A 16,110-nucleotide genomic window follows, 5' to 3' on the forward strand; every position below is an offset into this window, starting at 1 on the left:
TCTAACTGTACAGGATGGGGTGATGACACACCCCTGAACTTGAGCGTTGTCCAAAACGGAAACGGATTGCGGACGCTAACGACTCAAGAATCCCATTCGGCTTCAGCCATAGGAGTGTCAATCTCCTTATGTATTCGTTTTGTGGGGATTAGCCGATAGAGTAGTGCTCCCAATAAAGCCCCTATAGTATTGAGTCCAATGTCATCCACATCAAAACTGCGGTAGTTGGTGTGGACAGATAATGTGATGGTTAGTTGAAGAAATTCGATACCAAGAGCGATCCCAAATGATAGAAGAATGGTGCGGGGTAAGTGATTCCACCAGGGTGAGATCCAAGGAAGCATAAATCCAAAGGGAAGAAAGAGTGCTAGATTTCCTCCAACTTGAGTGAGAGCGAACTTGGGACTAGCGTAACGGAGTATGTCCTTCGTACTATGAAAGGGAACCCATGAGTTTTTAGTAATATTGTAAGAGGAGCCCGAATGATCCAGTGGGATCGGAAAAAAGGTTAATGCTACAATGACAATAAGATAAAGAATGAAACTTAGATGGAGAAGATGACCTCCAAGTGAGTGGCGTTTTCCCCACTTCGTTAAGAACGCGAAGGATAGATAGATTAATAGGATTGGTATTGAAAATAATGGATTAAAAGTGAGCTCCATATCTGTGTCATTCCTACCTTATCTATAATTAATGTTTATATCATTATAAAGATCTTACTTTCGGATGTCCAATGGAACATTTTTTCATCTCTTTATATGAAAACCTTTCAATGGCAGGAAATGCTGGTTTAGAGACTGAATATGTAAGAGGGAAGGGGATGTCCATAAGATTGGGGAAGGCGGGTGGGTATATTTGATCCTGACAAAGGGTTTGCTGACCTCTGCGCACAACCGAGCCTCACAGGCTGCCGTCTTCGATGGAGAATTTACTCTCACCTATCAGGAGCTTCATGATCGGGTCAGCCAGTTAAAAGGCGCACTACGGGATTGCGAGATTGGCAAAGGAGACCGAATAGCGTTATTAATGTTGAATGATTTTCGTTATTTGGAGCTTTTTTATGCTGTTACCGCCTTGGGAGCGATTGTTGTCCCATTAAATGTTCGCCTTTCAATTCCTGAGTGGACGCTAATTTTACAGGATTCGGAACCGAAAATGGTGTTTATCTCCCGGGAGTTTCTACCCGTAGTTACAATTTTACAAAGTAAAGTGGATTCCATTCGGCGCTTTGTCCTTGCGGAAGATCGGGGTGAGGAGACAGGGAATACGCTTCCCTATGAACACTTGATTCAATCTCACATTAGAGAACCTCTTACCTATGAAGGGGTGGAAGAGAGAGATACAGCGGGTCTTTTCTACACTGGAGGAACAACAGGGCGTCCCAAGGGGGTAATGCTCTCTCATCGTAATCTAGTATCCAACGCATGGCATATATTGCTAGCCTCCGGTTATGACAGTAACACCCATTATCTTCACGCCGGGCCGATGTTCCATTTAGCTGATGGGGCGTCGACCTTCGCTGTGACACTTGTTGGAGGGACCCATTCCCACCTAAGAGTTTTTCGGCCACGTGAATTTATGCAGGTGGTACAAAGAGATCGTCCCAACACGGTGTTGTTGGTGCCAACCATGATTCACTCTCTTCTCCAATCACTGGAGTCTTCAAACTACGATCTATCCTCTATACAAAGGATTCTTTATGGTGCTTCTCCGATGCCTGTAGAAGTGCTGAAAAAAGCATTTCAAATGTTACCTGATGTGGAATTTCAGCAAGCGTATGGAATGTCCGAGGCCTCTCCAGTGCTTACCACGTTAGCACCAAAGGATCATCAGGTATTAGGTACGGATCGTGAGGGCTTACTTGCTTCCTGTGGGAAGGCAATTACCGGTGTAGAAATGAAGATTGTGGATTCGGAAAGAAAGGAAGTGCCCGTAGGCGTAGTAGGGGAGATCGCGGCGCGTGGTCCCAATATCATGAAAGGGTATTGGAACATGCCAGATGAGACGGATCGTGTCTTACAAGATGGTTGGTATTTCACAGGAGATATGGCAAGGCGGGATGAAGAAAACTATTACTATATTGTCGACCGCAAAAAGGATATCATTATTTCAGGTGGAGAAAACATCTATTCGGTGGAAGTAGAAAATGTACTCTATACCCACCCTGATGTGCTAGAGGCCGCTGTCGTGGGCATTCCTGATCAGGAATGGGGAGAACGTGTTCTTGCGGTGATTGTGAAACGAGAGGGTTCACCTCTGAATGAAAAAAAATTGATCCAATTTTGTCGCCCTTCTTTAGCTGGTTATAAGGTGCCTAAATCCGTTGAATTTGTCACTAATTTGCCTAAATCGGGAGCTGGGAAGATCTTAAAACGAAGCCTACGCTAAAAATATTGGGCAGGACAGACTCGGAGAGTGCACTAAGGAACCTCATTTTTTTGCAAGCGCTTACGCAAGTGATATATGTCCGAATAATGTGTCACATAGACGCAGGATCAACGGTATTTAAAGGAGGAGTAGGATGGAACGGGGGTTATTCACCCAAGAGCATCAGATCCTTCGACAGGCCTTTCGCCGCTTCTTGGAGCGGGAGGCAGTCCCCTATATGGATGAGTGGGAGGCCAATCGCTTAATCCCACGGGAGTTTTGGCAGAAGCTTGGGGAAGAAGGATATCTTTGTCCATCCGTAGAGGAGAAGTATGGTGGGATGGGTGCTGATTTTGCTTTTTCCGTTGTGATTCAAGAGGAATTGGAAAAGGTAGCCTCCGGTTTGATGGGTGTGGGCCTACACAGTGATATCGTAGTTCCCTATATTGAGCGGTATGCAACCGAAGAGCAGAAAGAGCGATGGCTCCCCGGTTGTCTGACAGGGGAGACGATTACCGCCGTGGCGATGACCGAGCCGGGGACAGGGTCTGACTTGGCAGCCATCACAACAACAGCCAAACGCGAAGGGGATCACTATCTTTTAAATGGTCAGAAGACCTTTATCTCCAATGGTATTCATGCAGACCTCATTATTGTTGCTTGTAAAACTGACCTTAGCGCGGAGCCTGCTCATCACGGGGTAAGTCTACTTATAGTGGAAAAGGATACTCCTGGCTTTTCCCGTGGAAGAAAGTTAGATAAGATCGGTCTTCATAGCCAAGATACAGCAGAATTAATTTTTGAAGATTGTCAGGTGCCTGCAACCAATTTGCTCGGGCAAGAGGGTGCAGGATTTCGTTATCTGATGCAACAATTGCAGCAAGAGCGTCTGGTTGTGGCAATTACCGCTCAAGTGGCAGCAGAAGAGATGTTTCGCATGACGGCGGAATATGTAGGTAGTCGCAAGGTTTTTGGTCGTCCACTTGTACATTTTCAAAACACCCAGTTCTTATTGGCTGAGATGGCAACGGAGATCCAGTTGGGACGTACCTTTGTAGACACGCTGATCAAAGAGCATATGGCTGGGCAGTCCATCGAACAAAAGGTGTCCATGGCCAAATGGTGGATTAGCGAAAAAGCAAAGGAAATTGCTGCGAAGTGTATGCAGCTTCATGGGGGATATGGTTACATGGAGGAGTACCCCATCGCCCGTCGCTATCGGGATATCGCAGTTACTTCGATTTACGCAGGAACTACCGAAGTGATGAAGGGGATTATCGCTAAGGGTTTGCAAAAAGGTATCCCATTGTTTGAATGAGCATTCACTCATGAAAAGGAGAGATCCATGTGAATATTCGACGTATAGCCGTGGTTGGTGCTGGGTTGATGGGCAGTGGGATTGCGCAGGCGCTTGCTACTCCTGGATATGAGATTCATCTTTGTGACGTGGCAGAGGAAGCCTTGAACAAAGGCTTTGCTGGGATTGAAAAGAGCCTTTCCCGTTTTGTGAAAGCAAAGCATCTTACAGAAAAAGAAGCTGAAGAAGTGCGGAGCAGGATTACCGGTTTCACGGATATGGAAACGGCCCTTCGTGAAGTTGATCTTGTAGTGGAAGCAGCCCCTGAGAATATGGAGTTGAAAAAGCAGATTTTCCATGACCTCGATCGTTTTACCAGACCCGATGCTATCTTAGCAACCAATACATCTGAGCTATCTGTAACGGCCATCGCCTCTGCCACGACTCGTCCAGAAAGAGTTGTGGGGATGCATTGGTTTAACCCTCCTCCTGTCATGCGCTTAGTTGAAATTGTACGGGGTACAGATACCTCGCAGGAAACCATCGAGATGATTATGCAAGTTTCAGAGCAAGCGGGTAAAGAGACCGTTGTGGTGAAGGATGTCCAAGGTTTTGTCACCTCCCGGGCGATCTCCGCCCATATGCTGGAGTGTATGCGGATATTAGAAGAAGGTGTTGCTTCTGCGGAGGATATCGATAAAGCGGTTCGACTTGGACTTAATTATCCAATGGGTCCCTTTGAATTAGCAGACTACGTTGGGCTCGATACCATGTTATTTGCTAGCGATGGAATGGTAGAAGCCTATGGAGATCGATTCCGTGCCCCTCAAACCCTTCGAAAGTTAGTAGAAGCTGGCCATTTGGGTCGGAAGACGGGGAAAGGATTTTATGATTATACAAAGAAGCCGGAAACGGTCTCGGCTAAAAAATAAGCATCAACCTAGAGAAAGGGGTCGTACACCATGAGAGAAGTGGTCATCGTAGGAGCTGTTCGTACAGCTGTAGGAAGAAGAAAAGGATGTTTTCGCAATGTGCATCCCGTAGAATTGGGTGCACAGGCTTTGGAAGAAGTTATCCGGCGAGCAGGAGTAGAAAAGGGTGATGTTGAGGATATCGTGATGGGGTGTGTCTCTCCATTAAAAGAACAAGGGTACAATATTGGTCGATTATCCGCTCTTCGGGCTGGCTTTCCTATCGAAGTTCCCGCGGTTCAAATCAATCGGATGTGCGGCTCAGGGCAACAAGCGATCCATTTTGCTGCCCAGGAGATTCGCTCTGGGGATATGGATATTACCATTGGTGCAGGTGTAGAAAATATGACCCTTGTCCCCATAGGGAGTGATGGAGATGGAAGCACCATCCCTGGAACACTTGCGGAACAATACGAATTCATCCATCAAGGGTTATCCGCAGAACGGATCGCGGAGAAGTATGGCATGACTCGGGAAGAAGTTGATGCGTATTCCTTCGAGAGTCATCAGCGGGCATTGACCGCTATTCGCACAGGGCGGTTTGAAGATGAAGTAATGCCGGTGATGGGTGAAGATCAAGATGGTCAATCTATCAAGATCACCCAGGATGAAGGGCCGCGCGCCGATACATCCCTAGAAAAGCTGGCAACATTGAAACCTGTGTTTAAAGAAGATGGCCTCATCACTGCAGGAAATGCCAGTCAGATGAGCGATGGAGCCGCGGCTGTACTACTCATGGATCGAGAGCGAGCGGAAGGGATGGGTATCCGTCCGCGGGCTCGGATTCTTAAGCAAGTGGTCATCGGTTCAGATCCGACGATGATGCTGGATGGTGTGATTCCTGCTACACGAAAAGTACTTCAAAAAGCAGGACTTACATTGGATCAGATTGATCGGGTAGAGATCAACGAAGCCTTTGCCCCTGTTATCCTTGCATGGCAAAAGGAGCTGGGTGCCGATCTCTCACGGGTCAATGTAAACGGGGGGGCTATTGCTCTTGGCCATCCCCTCGGGGCTACAGGGGCAAAATTGATGACTACCCTTCTGCATGAGTTAGAGCGTATCAAAGGGCGATATGGATTACTTACGATCTGCATTGGTCATGGGATGTCTACAGCGGCAGTGATTGAGCGTTTATAGGCTTATTGAGGAGCAGAGAGTGGTAGGAAAGGAGTAGTTGAGAAATTTCGTAGTCATTGTAGCTGATGCCTTTGTTGGGTGCATAGGTTATGAGTGAGTGACCGATAAGCAATAGTTGCAGGTTAGGAGGGGTCCGTGATGCTACAAGGCATCCGTGTGCTTGATTTTACGCAGAATCTTCCGGGTCCCTTCGCAGGTATGCGCCTGGCTGAGCGTGGTGCGGATGTAGTGAAGGTGGAGCCACCCAGTGGAGATCCTGCACGCTATGCTGGTGAGAAAAAAGGAGAGAATGGTCTCGTTTTTCTTGCCAACAATCGAGGGAAAAAGAGTGTGTGCCTCGATCTGAAAAATATGGCTGGAAGACAGGTCGCTCAACGACTCGCTCAGCAGGCAGATGTGATCTTGGAGAGTTTTCGGCCGGGTGTGATGGATCGGCTTGGATTGGGGTATGAATCCATCATAGCTAGGAACCCGACAGTGATTTACGCTTCCTTGACTGGGTATGATCCAGAAGGTGAGGTGGGTCACTTGGGGAGCCATGATCTAAATTACATGGCGCTAAGTGGTATGCTGGCCCAGTTTAAGGAGCAGGGAAAACCAATCCACCCGACGATCCTACTTGCGGACTTGGTTGGTGGAGTGACCGCTACGGAATCCATTTTGGCTGCACTTTATCAGCGGCGGGCTCACGGAAGAGGTGCGCATCTTCACCTAAGTTTGACGCATGCGATGCTAGGATTGATGGGTACCCATGACATGATCTGGAGAGAGACCGGCCAACAAAATGGGGTGGCGCTGTTAGGTGGAAGCCTTCTCTCCTATGGTCTCTATCAGACGAAGGATGATAAGTGGATAGCAATAGCTGCTCTGGAGCCAAAATTTTGGCGTAACTTTTGTGAGGGCTTGGATCAGCCTCACTGGATCGATGCACAGTATACATCGCCTCATGAGGAAAATGAAATCTATCGTGAGGTGTGTCGCACCTTCGCTAGTCGTACACGAAAGGAATGGACGCAGTTTGGCCTGTTGACGGATTGTTGTCTCACTCCTGTATTGGAAGTAGGCGAACGGCAGGAGCATCCAGGAATCCCTTCCTTCTCAGAAGGCATCGATGCACCTACTGTGTTGGGACAGGATACTGAAGGTGTTTTAACAGAATGGCTGAATACTTCTGACTCTCAGATGCAAGAGTGGCAAAAAGGTGGAGCCTTTCGTTAATTTAAAGATCCACCCCATTCCGGGTATAGCTTCCGGGAGGGTGGATCTCTTGGTGCTAGCGAAGCTTACGAATATTGAAGTTGTCGGTAAGTAGGGTCCAATTTTGCGGGAATTCTCTGCCAAGGAGCCAGTAGCTGATCCCACGAAGACGATACTCTCGGATGAGGTCGAACTTGGCCTGGATGCTGCGTGCATCTTCAAACCAGACGACGTGTTCTTTCTTTTGCCCGTCGTAATAATGGAAGTAAGGCGCTTCTGCGTTTTGATCATAATGAATCTCAGCTCCTTTCACACGAGCGAGATTGACAGCTCCTTGAGGGCTAAGGGTTTTGGCAAAGGGGCCGCCTTTTACATAGGGGAGGGTCCAATCATATCCGTATATGGAACCTCCCATCAAAATTTTATTGGGAGGGATGACCTGAGTTGCGTAATCTAGCACCTTACGCATTTGGGGAATAGGGGAGACTGCCATCGGAGCTCCTCCCGACCAGCCCCATTCGTAGGTCATTAAAATGACGAAATCAACGATTCGTCCATGAGCTGGATAATCGTGAGCCGTATACCACGCTCCTTTTTGTTCAGCACTTGTTTTGGGAGCAAGAGCAGTGGAGACGAGATAAGAACTCCGTGCTCGCTTTACCCGCTGAGTAATAAGTTGAATGAACTGGGTATAGGCGTCTCGATCATCTTCACGTAGATTTTCAAAATCGATGTTTAATGCTTGATACCCCTTGATTCGCATCAAGTTAATAACATTGGCAATCAATCGCTCTCGTACTTGGCGTTTGGTAAAGATACTGTGTGCTACCTCGGGGGAGAAGTTGCCCTCGGTAAAGTTGGTGATAGAAACCATCGGTGTCGACTTGGTCTTATTGATCGCCTTGAGTGTAGGCGAATCTTTGAGGGGTTTAAAGTGACCATTGGGCTGTACCTGATAACTAAATAATGTGAAATAAGTGAGATCCATGTTTGTCTCTCGAACAATCTGTTGATCCCGATCGACAGTGCTGGGTTGTAAGTAACCATTGGACTCGATTGTTCGTTTAATACGTTGGGGAAGATAAATGCGCGTTCCCGGGGAGAGCATTTGTGGGTTGACGGTGTAGTTCAATTTTTGTAGAGCTTCTACTGTTACATGATATTGCTGAGCAATGGACCAAAAGGTGTCCCCTGATTGGACGACGTGTACTCCAGAGAGGGTGGGAACGACTAGGGATTGGCCAATGACAAGATCAGCTTTTTCATTGAGTCCGTTAACCCGGATCACATCGGCGGGACGAACTCCAAAGCGATTGGCAATTTCCCAGACGGTATCCCCTTTGTGTACCGTTACGATTTGCATCGTTATCCTCCGTTCCCAGACAGATTCCAGATAAAATATTCACTGGGTGGGCGCAAGGTGAATATAGGGGAACAGCTTGAACCGATAGTGATGAATGTTCTTTGTTGAAGTTGAGATTTAGTGAGGTGAGGAGTGAATCCATCATGGAACAATTAAAAAAGCACGTTACAGAAAAGCTTCAACTACTTGATTGCACCATTCACTCAGAATCCTATGGAGAAGGTGAGACGATCGTGTTTCTCCATGGGGGACCGGGAGATGAACATCGCTATTTTCTTCCCCACGTTCTTCCCTTGGCAGAAACCCATGAGATCTTCTTCTACGATCAACGAGGATGCGGCCAATCTCAGCAAGTGAATGATCCATCTCTTTATACCATGATGCGTGAAGTAGAAACGTTAGAGGCCTTACGGAGAGAAAAGGGCTGGGATAAGATGAATTTGCTCGGCCAATCCTGGGGGACGATGCTTGGCCTACTCTACGCTAGCCAATACCCAGAGCGAGTGCGTAGATTATTATTGGTATCGGCAGTGGGAGTTCAAGGAAAGGATCTTCATCGGTTTATCGTGAATCTCCAACAACGGATGTCGCCAGAGGAGCAGAAGGTAATGGCTCGCCTCGAATCCGAGAAAGATGCGCTAGGATTAGAAAGATACCATGAACTGGAGAAAGAGATTATTTTTCCATGGTATGTCTATGAACGTAGTAATCTAACTCGATTGACTGAGTCAAAGGTGAATGAAAAGGTTCATGATAGAATGTGGACCGATATTTCTACCCATTTTGATCTTAGGGAAAAGCTCCATGGATTAAAGGGGCTCCCCCTGCGAGTAATCCAAGGGAAATGGGATCTCATCACACCTGAGGACTTAACTGAGACCTTATTTCCCTATTTGCCAAGTAAAGATTTAGTCGTTTTTGAACAATCAGGTCATTGGCCCTTTCTAGAGGAGCCAAAGCACTTTATAGAAGCAGTACGAGAGTTCTTTCCTGCATAACACAGAGGAGTGAAAACCGATGGATAACATGCGAGTTACGGATACGTTAATGGAGACACTGGGAATTGAATCAGTTGAATTGGAAAAAGATCGTGTAGTAATGACCATGCCTGTGGAAAGTCGCCATCACCAACCCTATGGTATCTTACATGGAGGAGCATCGGTTGCTTTAGCAGAAACCGCAGCAAGTATCGGTGCTTGGCTCAACTGTGATCAAGAGAACGAACTAGCAGTTGGATTGGAGATCAACGCCAATCATCTCCGACCCAAACGTGATGGCATTGTTACCGCCGAAGCCACTCCATTACATAAAGGCAAAAAAACGATGGTGTGGGATGTTAAAATCCGCGATGAGCAAGAGAAACTGATCTGCATTTCCCGCTGCACGATGGCCATCGTGCCGAATTCGAAATAATCAATAGGGGACAAAACGCACCTAACTAAAATAGCGGAGAAGGGGCTGAAAACGCTCTGCCCTTCTCCGCTATTTTATTGACTCTCGATCAGCATTACATCAATTAATCTTGAGGTGTATCTCCATCAATCATGGGTCGAAGCTCTTTTCTAATGTGTTTACTTTGTGGTTCGGCTTTACGTACTGCTTTTCGGATCTCTTCGATGGATTTCCCTTTCGTGTCGATGCCCAATCTTTTTGCGTCATTATAGAGTTGTTTGGTGCGGACGGCTTTGTGAATCTCTTTGATCGTTTTCCCTTTGGTATCAATCCCTAGTTTTTTAGCCTGATCGTGAAGGTATTGATTACGAATCGCATTGCGTAAATCGTTGATGGATTTTCCCTTGGTGTCAATCCCTAGTCTCTTTGCTTCTTGTTCTAGGTATTTGAAATGTACTTCTTTACGAATTTCTTTGTAGGATTTTCCATCGGTTTGGATGTTTAGGCGTTTTGCTTCTTTAAGAAGTAATGCGTGAAAAACTTCTTTGCGGAGTTGATCCGTGGATTTCCCCTTTGTGCTAATGCCTAGTTCGTTTGCCTTCTTTTTGAGCTCATCGGGTGAAAAGGCACAGGGACGGTGCTTATATCCTTGGTATTGAGGTTTACTTATCCCTTCTTTGATGGTGGCAGGTGAATCGGCGAAGGCGATGTAGTTCCCTAAAGCACCAGCAAGGGCTAGGGCACCTACTAGAGATAGTGCTATGATCTTCTTTTTCATCTTGAAACCCTCCTACGAAAATAGTGATGGTGAAACACATCGATATCGTACGAATCGCACGTGCACTCAAGATGTACTAAACGTAAATGAGCAAGCAAAGCCCCCTACCCTTACAAGTGAGTGGGATTTAAATAGCTGGTGATGCAAAGAGTCGGTAAGATAATTGGGAAGGATGGTCCGTGTTTACTAGATGGTAGGGTCGAGGGTTCGTTTTATTGTGTGCTCAATAAAGAAAAAACAAACACCCTCTAATTATTTTTTGAGATGAGGGTGTTTGTTGATAAGGATCTGATTTTTAGAATGGTCCTTGATGATTCAATATTGGAATTCTGATATGTAAAAAAGATAAGTTTTGGGAGTCCTAGTAGGTTGCTTTATTGGATAGAGGAGAGAATTTATGCCTTAGCTGGCCACAGGTTTTTTTCATTGACCGCACGCTTTAAGCCATTGATAAATCCATGGTGGTATCCCTCATGCCAAGTAGCAAAGGCTACCATGTGACCGAAAGTCTCGATGGTATATGATTTAACCGTGAAGGGTTTCGGTAGAGGTTTTTCTAATTGATCATTAAAAGCATTGGTGATCCGATCTTTCTGGGAATCTAGAAGAGTGTGTAGTTCTTTTAAAGAGGGTACTCCACCTGTTTCTTTCCAATTGGAGGGGCTAGTATCTCTCCCGAAAAGGGCAATGTAATGCTCGGGAATTCCAGAGTTTTCTTGTAATTTACCGAATAAAAGTTGATCTTGGGTGACAAGGATATGGCCGAGGTGCCAACGGATATTGTTGGTTGAAGTTTTAGGGATGACGTCTGCAATTTCTTCACTTGTACTGGCTAAAGTAGCTATGGTGATATCACGTGTAAATAGTAAATGTTGAATGAGGAACGATTGGCTCATGAAGATCACTCCTTCATAAAATGGGTAAGGATTTTGAGAAAAAAGTTTGTCTGTGTTCTTTAATAGTATATAGCAATTTTAGTTTGGGTGGTAGAAGGTATCATTTTTAAAATTAATTATTGTGCACAGAGCGGAATGATCGTGTATGCTGATTTTGAAACATTGAGTGGGGTGAGAATGGAGGGAGAAAGATGTCTCAAGCGGAAAACGAATCACAGATAGAAAACCAATCAGAGAAAAGGAAGCCGGTGGATGCTGGAATTCATACGAATTTTAAGAATGATATGACCTATGGAGATTATCTTGGGTTAGATAGCATCTTGTCGAGTCAAAAACGACTATCGGAGCATCATGATGAGATGCTGTTCATTGTCATTCACCAGACGAGCGAACTATGGATGAAATTGATCCTTCATGAATTGGAAGCGGCCACTGCTAGTATTGCTGGTGGGGAGTTGGAGCCTGCCTTTAAGATGTTGGCTCGTGTTGCCCGAGTACAGGAACAACTCATTCAATCCTGGGATGTTTTATCCACCTTGACACCTACTGAATATATGGAATTTCGTGATCATTTGGGTCACTCCTCCGGGTTTCAATCCTGGCAGAATCGATTGATCGAGTTTTGCTTGGGTCATAAAAATCAAAAAGTGCTAAGTGTATACGCGCATCAACCAGAGTTACATAGTCGATTAAAGAAAGCGCTTTATCAACCAAGCTTGTACGATGTTTCGATAAAAGTGTTAGCTGAGCGAGGGCTTCCTATCGATCCAGCGCGTCTACAAAGAGACTTCTCTGAAGATACTACGGCAGATGCGAGTGTCGAGGCGGCGTGGCTGACAGTCTATCGCAATGTGGACAAATATTGGGATCTTTATGAGCTGGCGGAGAAGCTCGTTGATGTGGAAGATCGGCAACAACGATGGCGATACAATCATCTGAAGACGGTCGAGAGGATCATTGGCTATAAAAGGGGTACGGGCGGTTCTTCAGGGGTGATGTATCTAAAGCGGGTACTAGATCATCGCTTCTTCCCAGAGTTGTGGAATTTGCGTACCCAGTTATGAGGGGGAGGGGTAAATAGGGTGAAACATGACATCAAGCCTACACGTGCATGGGCAGAAGAGATGGATCAAAGAGATGGCTTAGCTCGATTTCGTGAAGAGTTTTATTTAAAAAAGGGATCGATCTACCTAGATGGCAATTCTTTGGGTTTATTATCACGGCGAGCGGAGAATTCGTTACTAGAAATGTTATCCTCCTGGCGTGAGCGTGGGATTGATGGATGGACTGATGGAAAGCACCCCTGGTTTCATCTCTCTGAACAATTGGGAGCTCAACTTGCTCCCCTGGTGGGTGCCACACCAAAGGAAGTGATTGCTACAGGTTCAACAACGGTCAATTTGCACCAGCTCCTAGCTACGTTTTATCAGCCAGAGGGGAAACGGATCAAGATTGTGGCGGATGCGTTGACGTTTCCCTCGGATATCTATGCGATGAAGAGCCATGTGAAGCTCCATGGATTGGAGTTAGCAGAAGGGTTGATTCAAGTTGAGAGCAAAGATGGTCAGGTAGTAGAGGAGGAAGCGCTGATCGAGGCTATGACGGATGAGGTAGCGATCATTGTGTTGCCCTCGGTCCTTTACCGGAGTGGACAGATTCTTAATATGGAACGCTTGACAAAGGCGGCACATGAGCGTGGAATTTTGATCGGTTTTGATTTATGTCATTCCATTGGGGCGATTCCCCATCACTTATCGGAGTGGGGCGTGGATTTTGCTTTTTGGTGCAATTACAAGTACGTAAATGCTGGTCCAGGTAGTGTAGGGGGCTTATATGTAAATCAGCGCCATCATGGACAGTTCCCAGGATTGGCGGGTTGGTTTGGTTCTGCGAAGGATGTTCAATTTGACATGGATCACACTTTGCAACCCGCTTCCCATGCAGGGGCATTTCAAATCGGCACACCCCATGTACTTAGTCTAGCGCCTTTACTTGGTTCGCTAGAGATATTCCATGAGGCGGGGATCGATGAATTGAGGAAAAAGTCACTCTTGTTGACCCGCTATCTGATGAACCTCGTAGACACTCAGTTGGCGGATATGGACTTTTCCTTTGGAAACCCACTAGAGGATACGCGCCGGGGTGGTCATATTTGCCTGATCCATAAAGAGGCTGTGCGGATTTGTAAAGCATTAAAAGCTCGTGGGGTAATTCCTGATTATCGAGCACCCAATGTGATTCGTCTTGCACCGATGGCCTTATATACTTCCTACATCGAGGTGTGGGAAGCTGTAGAGCGGTTGAAGGCAATCATGGAAAATAAGGAATACGAAGGATATAAAAAGGAGAGAGGAGTAGTCGCATGACGAAGTGGATCGATATTTCGCAACCTTTAACGAAGGATATTCCAATCTGGCCTGGGGATACGGGCTTTATTTGTGAAACAGCCCATCATAAATCGGTGACGGGATCTGTCAATGTAGGGAGCCTGACCATGAGTCTCCATACAGGAACCCATATTGATGCTCCCTATCACTTTGATGATGATGGCAAGCGGGTTTCAGATTTGGATATTTCCGTATATGGGGGACGAGCAAAAGTGATACGTCTGCCAGAAGGGACAAAGGTGATCAGTCCTGAAGCATTAGCCAATGAAAAGGTAGAAGGGGCGGAGCGTTTACTTCTCCACACAAAGGCTTGGCCAGACCGGGGAGGATTTCCTGAGTGGATACCCCCTGTAGCTCCAGAGCTTGCTCCATGGTTGCAGGAGCGGGGTATTTGTCTTTTGGGCATAGATATTCCTTCGGTAGATTCATTGGATAGCAAAGATTTACCCGCTCACCATGCGCTTGCCTACTATGGGGTTTATATTTTGGAGGGTGTGGTGTTGGATCATGTGGAGCCAGGGGAATACGAACTCTTTGCCTTTCCCCTCGCATTAGAAGGTGCTGATGGGAGCCCTGTGCGAGCCGTCTTGCGTCAAATTTAAACGTCTTCGTTAGCGATATATTCTGGAAACTCTTCGAGGAAGGTGCGGGCGATATTTTCATAGTCTACCTCTGGGATATCTCGCAATTCATCTTCTGCTAACTCAAAAAAGTAGGTCCCTGTGCTACTATCCCGGTCATAGAAGAGACCATATAGTTTTGTTTGTATCCGAAGGGTTGCACCAAGAACGGCGGATAACGTGTCATCGCCCGTCACCAATCGCTGAAAAAAATAAGGTTCCACCTGGGCGAGTACCATCTCTTCATACGTTTCTCCAGGGTGGGTGAGAAGGAGTAGGTCCTCTCCTTGCTCTTCAGCGATAAAAAGTTGCCGTTTATTCTCCTTCGGCCACAGGAGGAAAAGGTGCTTTACATTTTCGTGAATAAAGACGTATTGGTGCTGAGTAGAGAAATGAAGGTTCATTATAGGTCTCCTTTCATGTTCCAAGTTGTTTGTACTATACCATGGAAAAAAGGACGCGAACATAAGAAAACCCCTCTCCGTCTTGAAGAGGGGGAAGAGAGGATCTCGTGTCCCGATACTTTATTCTCCTGAAGGGAAGCTTGAGGCGGCATTTGTCCTGGGGAATATGCCCGTTCTTAGGTACGGCAAGCTATCGATTATTTTTTAACTGAATCCAATACAGTGATGTAGGCCGTCATCGGCCCATTGGATGTGGGGGTTTGATGATTGTGGCAGACCAATGCAAAGGTGCCCACCTTGTTTGCTGTAAAAGAGACTTCTGAGGTTTTCCCCTTATGGATCGTTCCTGAACGGTTAAAATCCTGGAGAGACCATTGATGTTCCTTCCCATGGATGCCATGAAGGACCAACTTTACTTGGTCCCCTTTATGGACGATGATCGTGTCAGGATTCCAGCGGTATACTTCAAGTTTCTTCCCATTTACTTTGGTGGTGTATTCCGTTGTGATCAGGTGAAAGGTTTGTGTTGTTCCTGATGGAGGGGAGAATTGTTGTAGAACGGTCTTTCCTTCAAACCAGGGTACGGGAAGAAGTGTAGAGGTAACAATCAAAACAAGGGCGAAAGCGATGCTGAGAATCAGCCATTGCCGTGATATCGTCATTGAACATCTTCCTTTTCTTTTTTTGTGTTCAGTTTCGCCGGATTAGGAGGATATTAACCCTTTTTAATTTTGATCCAGAGGGTGACATGATGCTCCTCTTTCTGCATAATATAAGAACAAACGTTCTTATATAAGGGGGCAACCATGACGGATCTCTTATTAAAATGGGCTGTTCGTGATGAGAGGGATATTCGCCTCATTTATTTAGATGATGAGGGTAAGATAACAGTACGGAAAGTTCGTATCTTACATCTGACAGATTATGATCTCTTGGCTTGGTGTAGAGAGCGAAGAGCTTGTCGCCGTTTTCTGAGGAGTGGAATTTTGGCTGCTGAAGCATGAGAATAAGGTAGTAGCAGGAATGTGGTATTTTCGTCCAATCGAAAGAGTGCTATACTGAAAAATGACATCAAGAAGTTCGTTCGATATGGTCGACCGTACAGCGTACAGAGCAGGAGGGTTTATACAATGTCCCAATCAAAAGGTACTAAACTAGAGGAAACCCACGACAACGATTTATTGGACATGATGAAGGGAACCATGATTTTTACTGGCTTATTTATGGGAATCGCTCTAGTGGGCGGTATTTTGGCTTACTTCTATCAATAAGGGGTAAGTAGCAAGTTAAGGGGGCTT

General features: G+C 46.1%; 18 protein-coding genes. 12 read left to right on the top strand and 6 right to left on the bottom strand.

The genetic code is table 11. The features are described from left to right. Positions 1-83 precede the first annotated feature (83 nt). On the bottom strand, positions 84-662 hold the full coding sequence (locus BLV90_RS04790; protein ID WP_091737078.1) for a VanZ family protein: 579 nt from the start codon (positions 660-662) through the stop codon (positions 84-86). Between the two features lie 193 nt (positions 663-855). On the opposite strand from BLV90_RS04790, the gene BLV90_RS04795 reads away from it, so the two are divergent. The 5 genes from BLV90_RS04795 (at position 856) to BLV90_RS04815 (ending at position 6,993) form a co-directional block, all read left to right on the top strand. Continuing rightward, the gene (locus BLV90_RS04795) at positions 856-2,388 is read left to right on the top strand and encodes a long-chain-fatty-acid--CoA ligase (protein WP_177167901.1); all 1,533 of its coding nucleotides are present in this window, start codon (positions 856-858) and stop codon (positions 2,386-2,388) included. A 133-nt stretch (positions 2,389-2,521) separates the two neighbouring features. Then, positions 2,522-3,685 carry an acyl-CoA dehydrogenase family protein gene (locus BLV90_RS04800; protein WP_091737083.1) on the top strand — a complete coding sequence of 388 codons (1,164 nt, stop codon included), beginning with the start codon at positions 2,522-2,524 and terminating at the stop codon, positions 3,683-3,685. Between the two features lie 68 nt (positions 3,686-3,753). Further along, on the top strand, positions 3,754-4,596 hold the full coding sequence (locus BLV90_RS04805) for a 3-hydroxyacyl-CoA dehydrogenase family protein (protein WP_245726262.1): 843 nt from the start codon (positions 3,754-3,756) through the stop codon (positions 4,594-4,596). 30 nt (positions 4,597-4,626) lie between these two features. Then, positions 4,627-5,775, top strand: a complete 1,149-nt coding sequence (locus tag BLV90_RS04810) for a thiolase family protein (protein WP_091737086.1) — start codon at positions 4,627-4,629, stop codon at positions 5,773-5,775. 138 nt (positions 5,776-5,913) lie between these two features. Further along, a complete protein-coding gene (locus BLV90_RS04815; protein WP_245726252.1) occupies positions 5,914-6,993 on the top strand; it encodes a CaiB/BaiF CoA transferase family protein in 1,080 nt (359 codons plus the stop codon). Positions 6,994-7,048: 55 nt separating this feature from the next. Here the strand turns inward: BLV90_RS04815 and BLV90_RS04820 are convergent, their stop codons facing one another. Beyond that, positions 7,049-8,335, bottom strand: coding sequence for a glycoside hydrolase family 18 protein (locus BLV90_RS04820; protein ID WP_091737094.1), 1,287 nt, complete (start codon positions 8,333-8,335; stop codon positions 7,049-7,051). Positions 8,336-8,478: 143 nt separating this feature from the next. Between BLV90_RS04820 and BLV90_RS04825 the strand changes: the two genes are divergently transcribed. Together BLV90_RS04825 and BLV90_RS04830 are read left to right on the top strand one after the other, a co-directional pair. Continuing rightward, on the top strand, positions 8,479-9,333 hold the full coding sequence (locus tag BLV90_RS04825) for an alpha/beta fold hydrolase (RefSeq protein ID WP_091737097.1): 855 nt from the start codon (positions 8,479-8,481) through the stop codon (positions 9,331-9,333). Between the two features lie 28 nt (positions 9,334-9,361). Beyond that, on the top strand, positions 9,362-9,748 hold the full coding sequence (locus BLV90_RS04830) for a PaaI family thioesterase (RefSeq protein WP_091737750.1): 387 nt from the start codon (positions 9,362-9,364) through the stop codon (positions 9,746-9,748). A 103-nt stretch (positions 9,749-9,851) separates the two neighbouring features. On the opposite strand, the gene BLV90_RS04835 is transcribed toward BLV90_RS04830, so the two are convergent. Together BLV90_RS04835 and BLV90_RS04840 are read right to left on the bottom strand one after the other, a co-directional pair. Beyond that, on the bottom strand, positions 9,852-10,505 hold the full coding sequence (locus tag BLV90_RS04835) for a hypothetical protein (protein WP_091737100.1): 654 nt from the start codon (positions 10,503-10,505) through the stop codon (positions 9,852-9,854). A gap of 395 nt (positions 10,506-10,900) precedes the next feature. Continuing rightward, on the bottom strand, positions 10,901-11,401 hold the full coding sequence (locus BLV90_RS04840; protein ID WP_091737103.1) for a DinB family protein: 501 nt from the start codon (positions 11,399-11,401) through the stop codon (positions 10,901-10,903). 191 nt (positions 11,402-11,592) lie between these two features. Between BLV90_RS04840 and kynA the strand changes: the two genes are divergently transcribed. The 3 genes from kynA to kynB are packed head-to-tail and all read left to right on the top strand — an operon-like array spanning position 11,593 to position 14,390. Next, positions 11,593-12,465: a tryptophan 2,3-dioxygenase gene (kynA, locus tag BLV90_RS04845; RefSeq protein WP_091737106.1), complete on the top strand. Its 873-nt coding sequence runs from the start codon at positions 11,593-11,595 to the stop codon at positions 12,463-12,465. 60 nt (positions 12,466-12,525) lie between these two features. Further along, the gene (gene kynU, locus BLV90_RS04850) at positions 12,526-13,767 is read left to right on the top strand and encodes a kynureninase (RefSeq protein WP_091737753.1); all 1,242 of its coding nucleotides are present in this window, start codon (positions 12,526-12,528) and stop codon (positions 13,765-13,767) included. Beyond that, positions 13,764-14,390 carry an arylformamidase gene (gene kynB / locus BLV90_RS04855; RefSeq protein ID WP_091737108.1) on the top strand — a complete coding sequence of 209 codons (627 nt, stop codon included), beginning with the start codon at positions 13,764-13,766 and terminating at the stop codon, positions 14,388-14,390. The genes kynU and kynB overlap by 4 nt, the downstream gene beginning before the upstream one ends. On the opposite strand, the gene BLV90_RS04860 is transcribed toward kynB, so the two are convergent. Together BLV90_RS04860 and BLV90_RS04865 are read right to left on the bottom strand one after the other, a co-directional pair. Beyond that, positions 14,387-14,812 carry a hypothetical protein gene (locus BLV90_RS04860; protein ID WP_091737111.1) on the bottom strand — a complete coding sequence of 142 codons (426 nt, stop codon included), beginning with the start codon at positions 14,810-14,812 and terminating at the stop codon, positions 14,387-14,389. The two genes, kynB and BLV90_RS04860, sit on opposite strands and share 4 nt — an antisense overlap. Positions 14,813-15,009: 197 nt before the next feature. Beyond that, positions 15,010-15,474, bottom strand: coding sequence for a cupredoxin domain-containing protein (locus BLV90_RS04865; protein ID WP_091737114.1), 465 nt, complete (start codon positions 15,472-15,474; stop codon positions 15,010-15,012). 144 nt (positions 15,475-15,618) lie between these two features. Between BLV90_RS04865 and BLV90_RS04870 the strand changes: the two genes are divergently transcribed. Beyond that, positions 15,619-15,816, top strand: a complete 198-nt coding sequence (locus BLV90_RS04870) for a hypothetical protein (protein ID WP_091737118.1) — start codon at positions 15,619-15,621, stop codon at positions 15,814-15,816. Positions 15,817-15,942: 126 nt separating this feature from the next. Beyond that, the gene (locus BLV90_RS16140; RefSeq protein ID WP_177167902.1) at positions 15,943-16,083 is read left to right on the top strand and encodes a hypothetical protein; all 141 of its coding nucleotides are present in this window, start codon (positions 15,943-15,945) and stop codon (positions 16,081-16,083) included. The last annotated feature ends 27 nt before the right edge of the window (positions 16,084-16,110 follow it).

This window comes from Marininema mesophilum, assembly GCF_900106775.1.
Lineage (GTDB): Bacteria > Bacillota > Bacilli > Thermoactinomycetales > DSM-45169 > Marininema > Marininema mesophilum.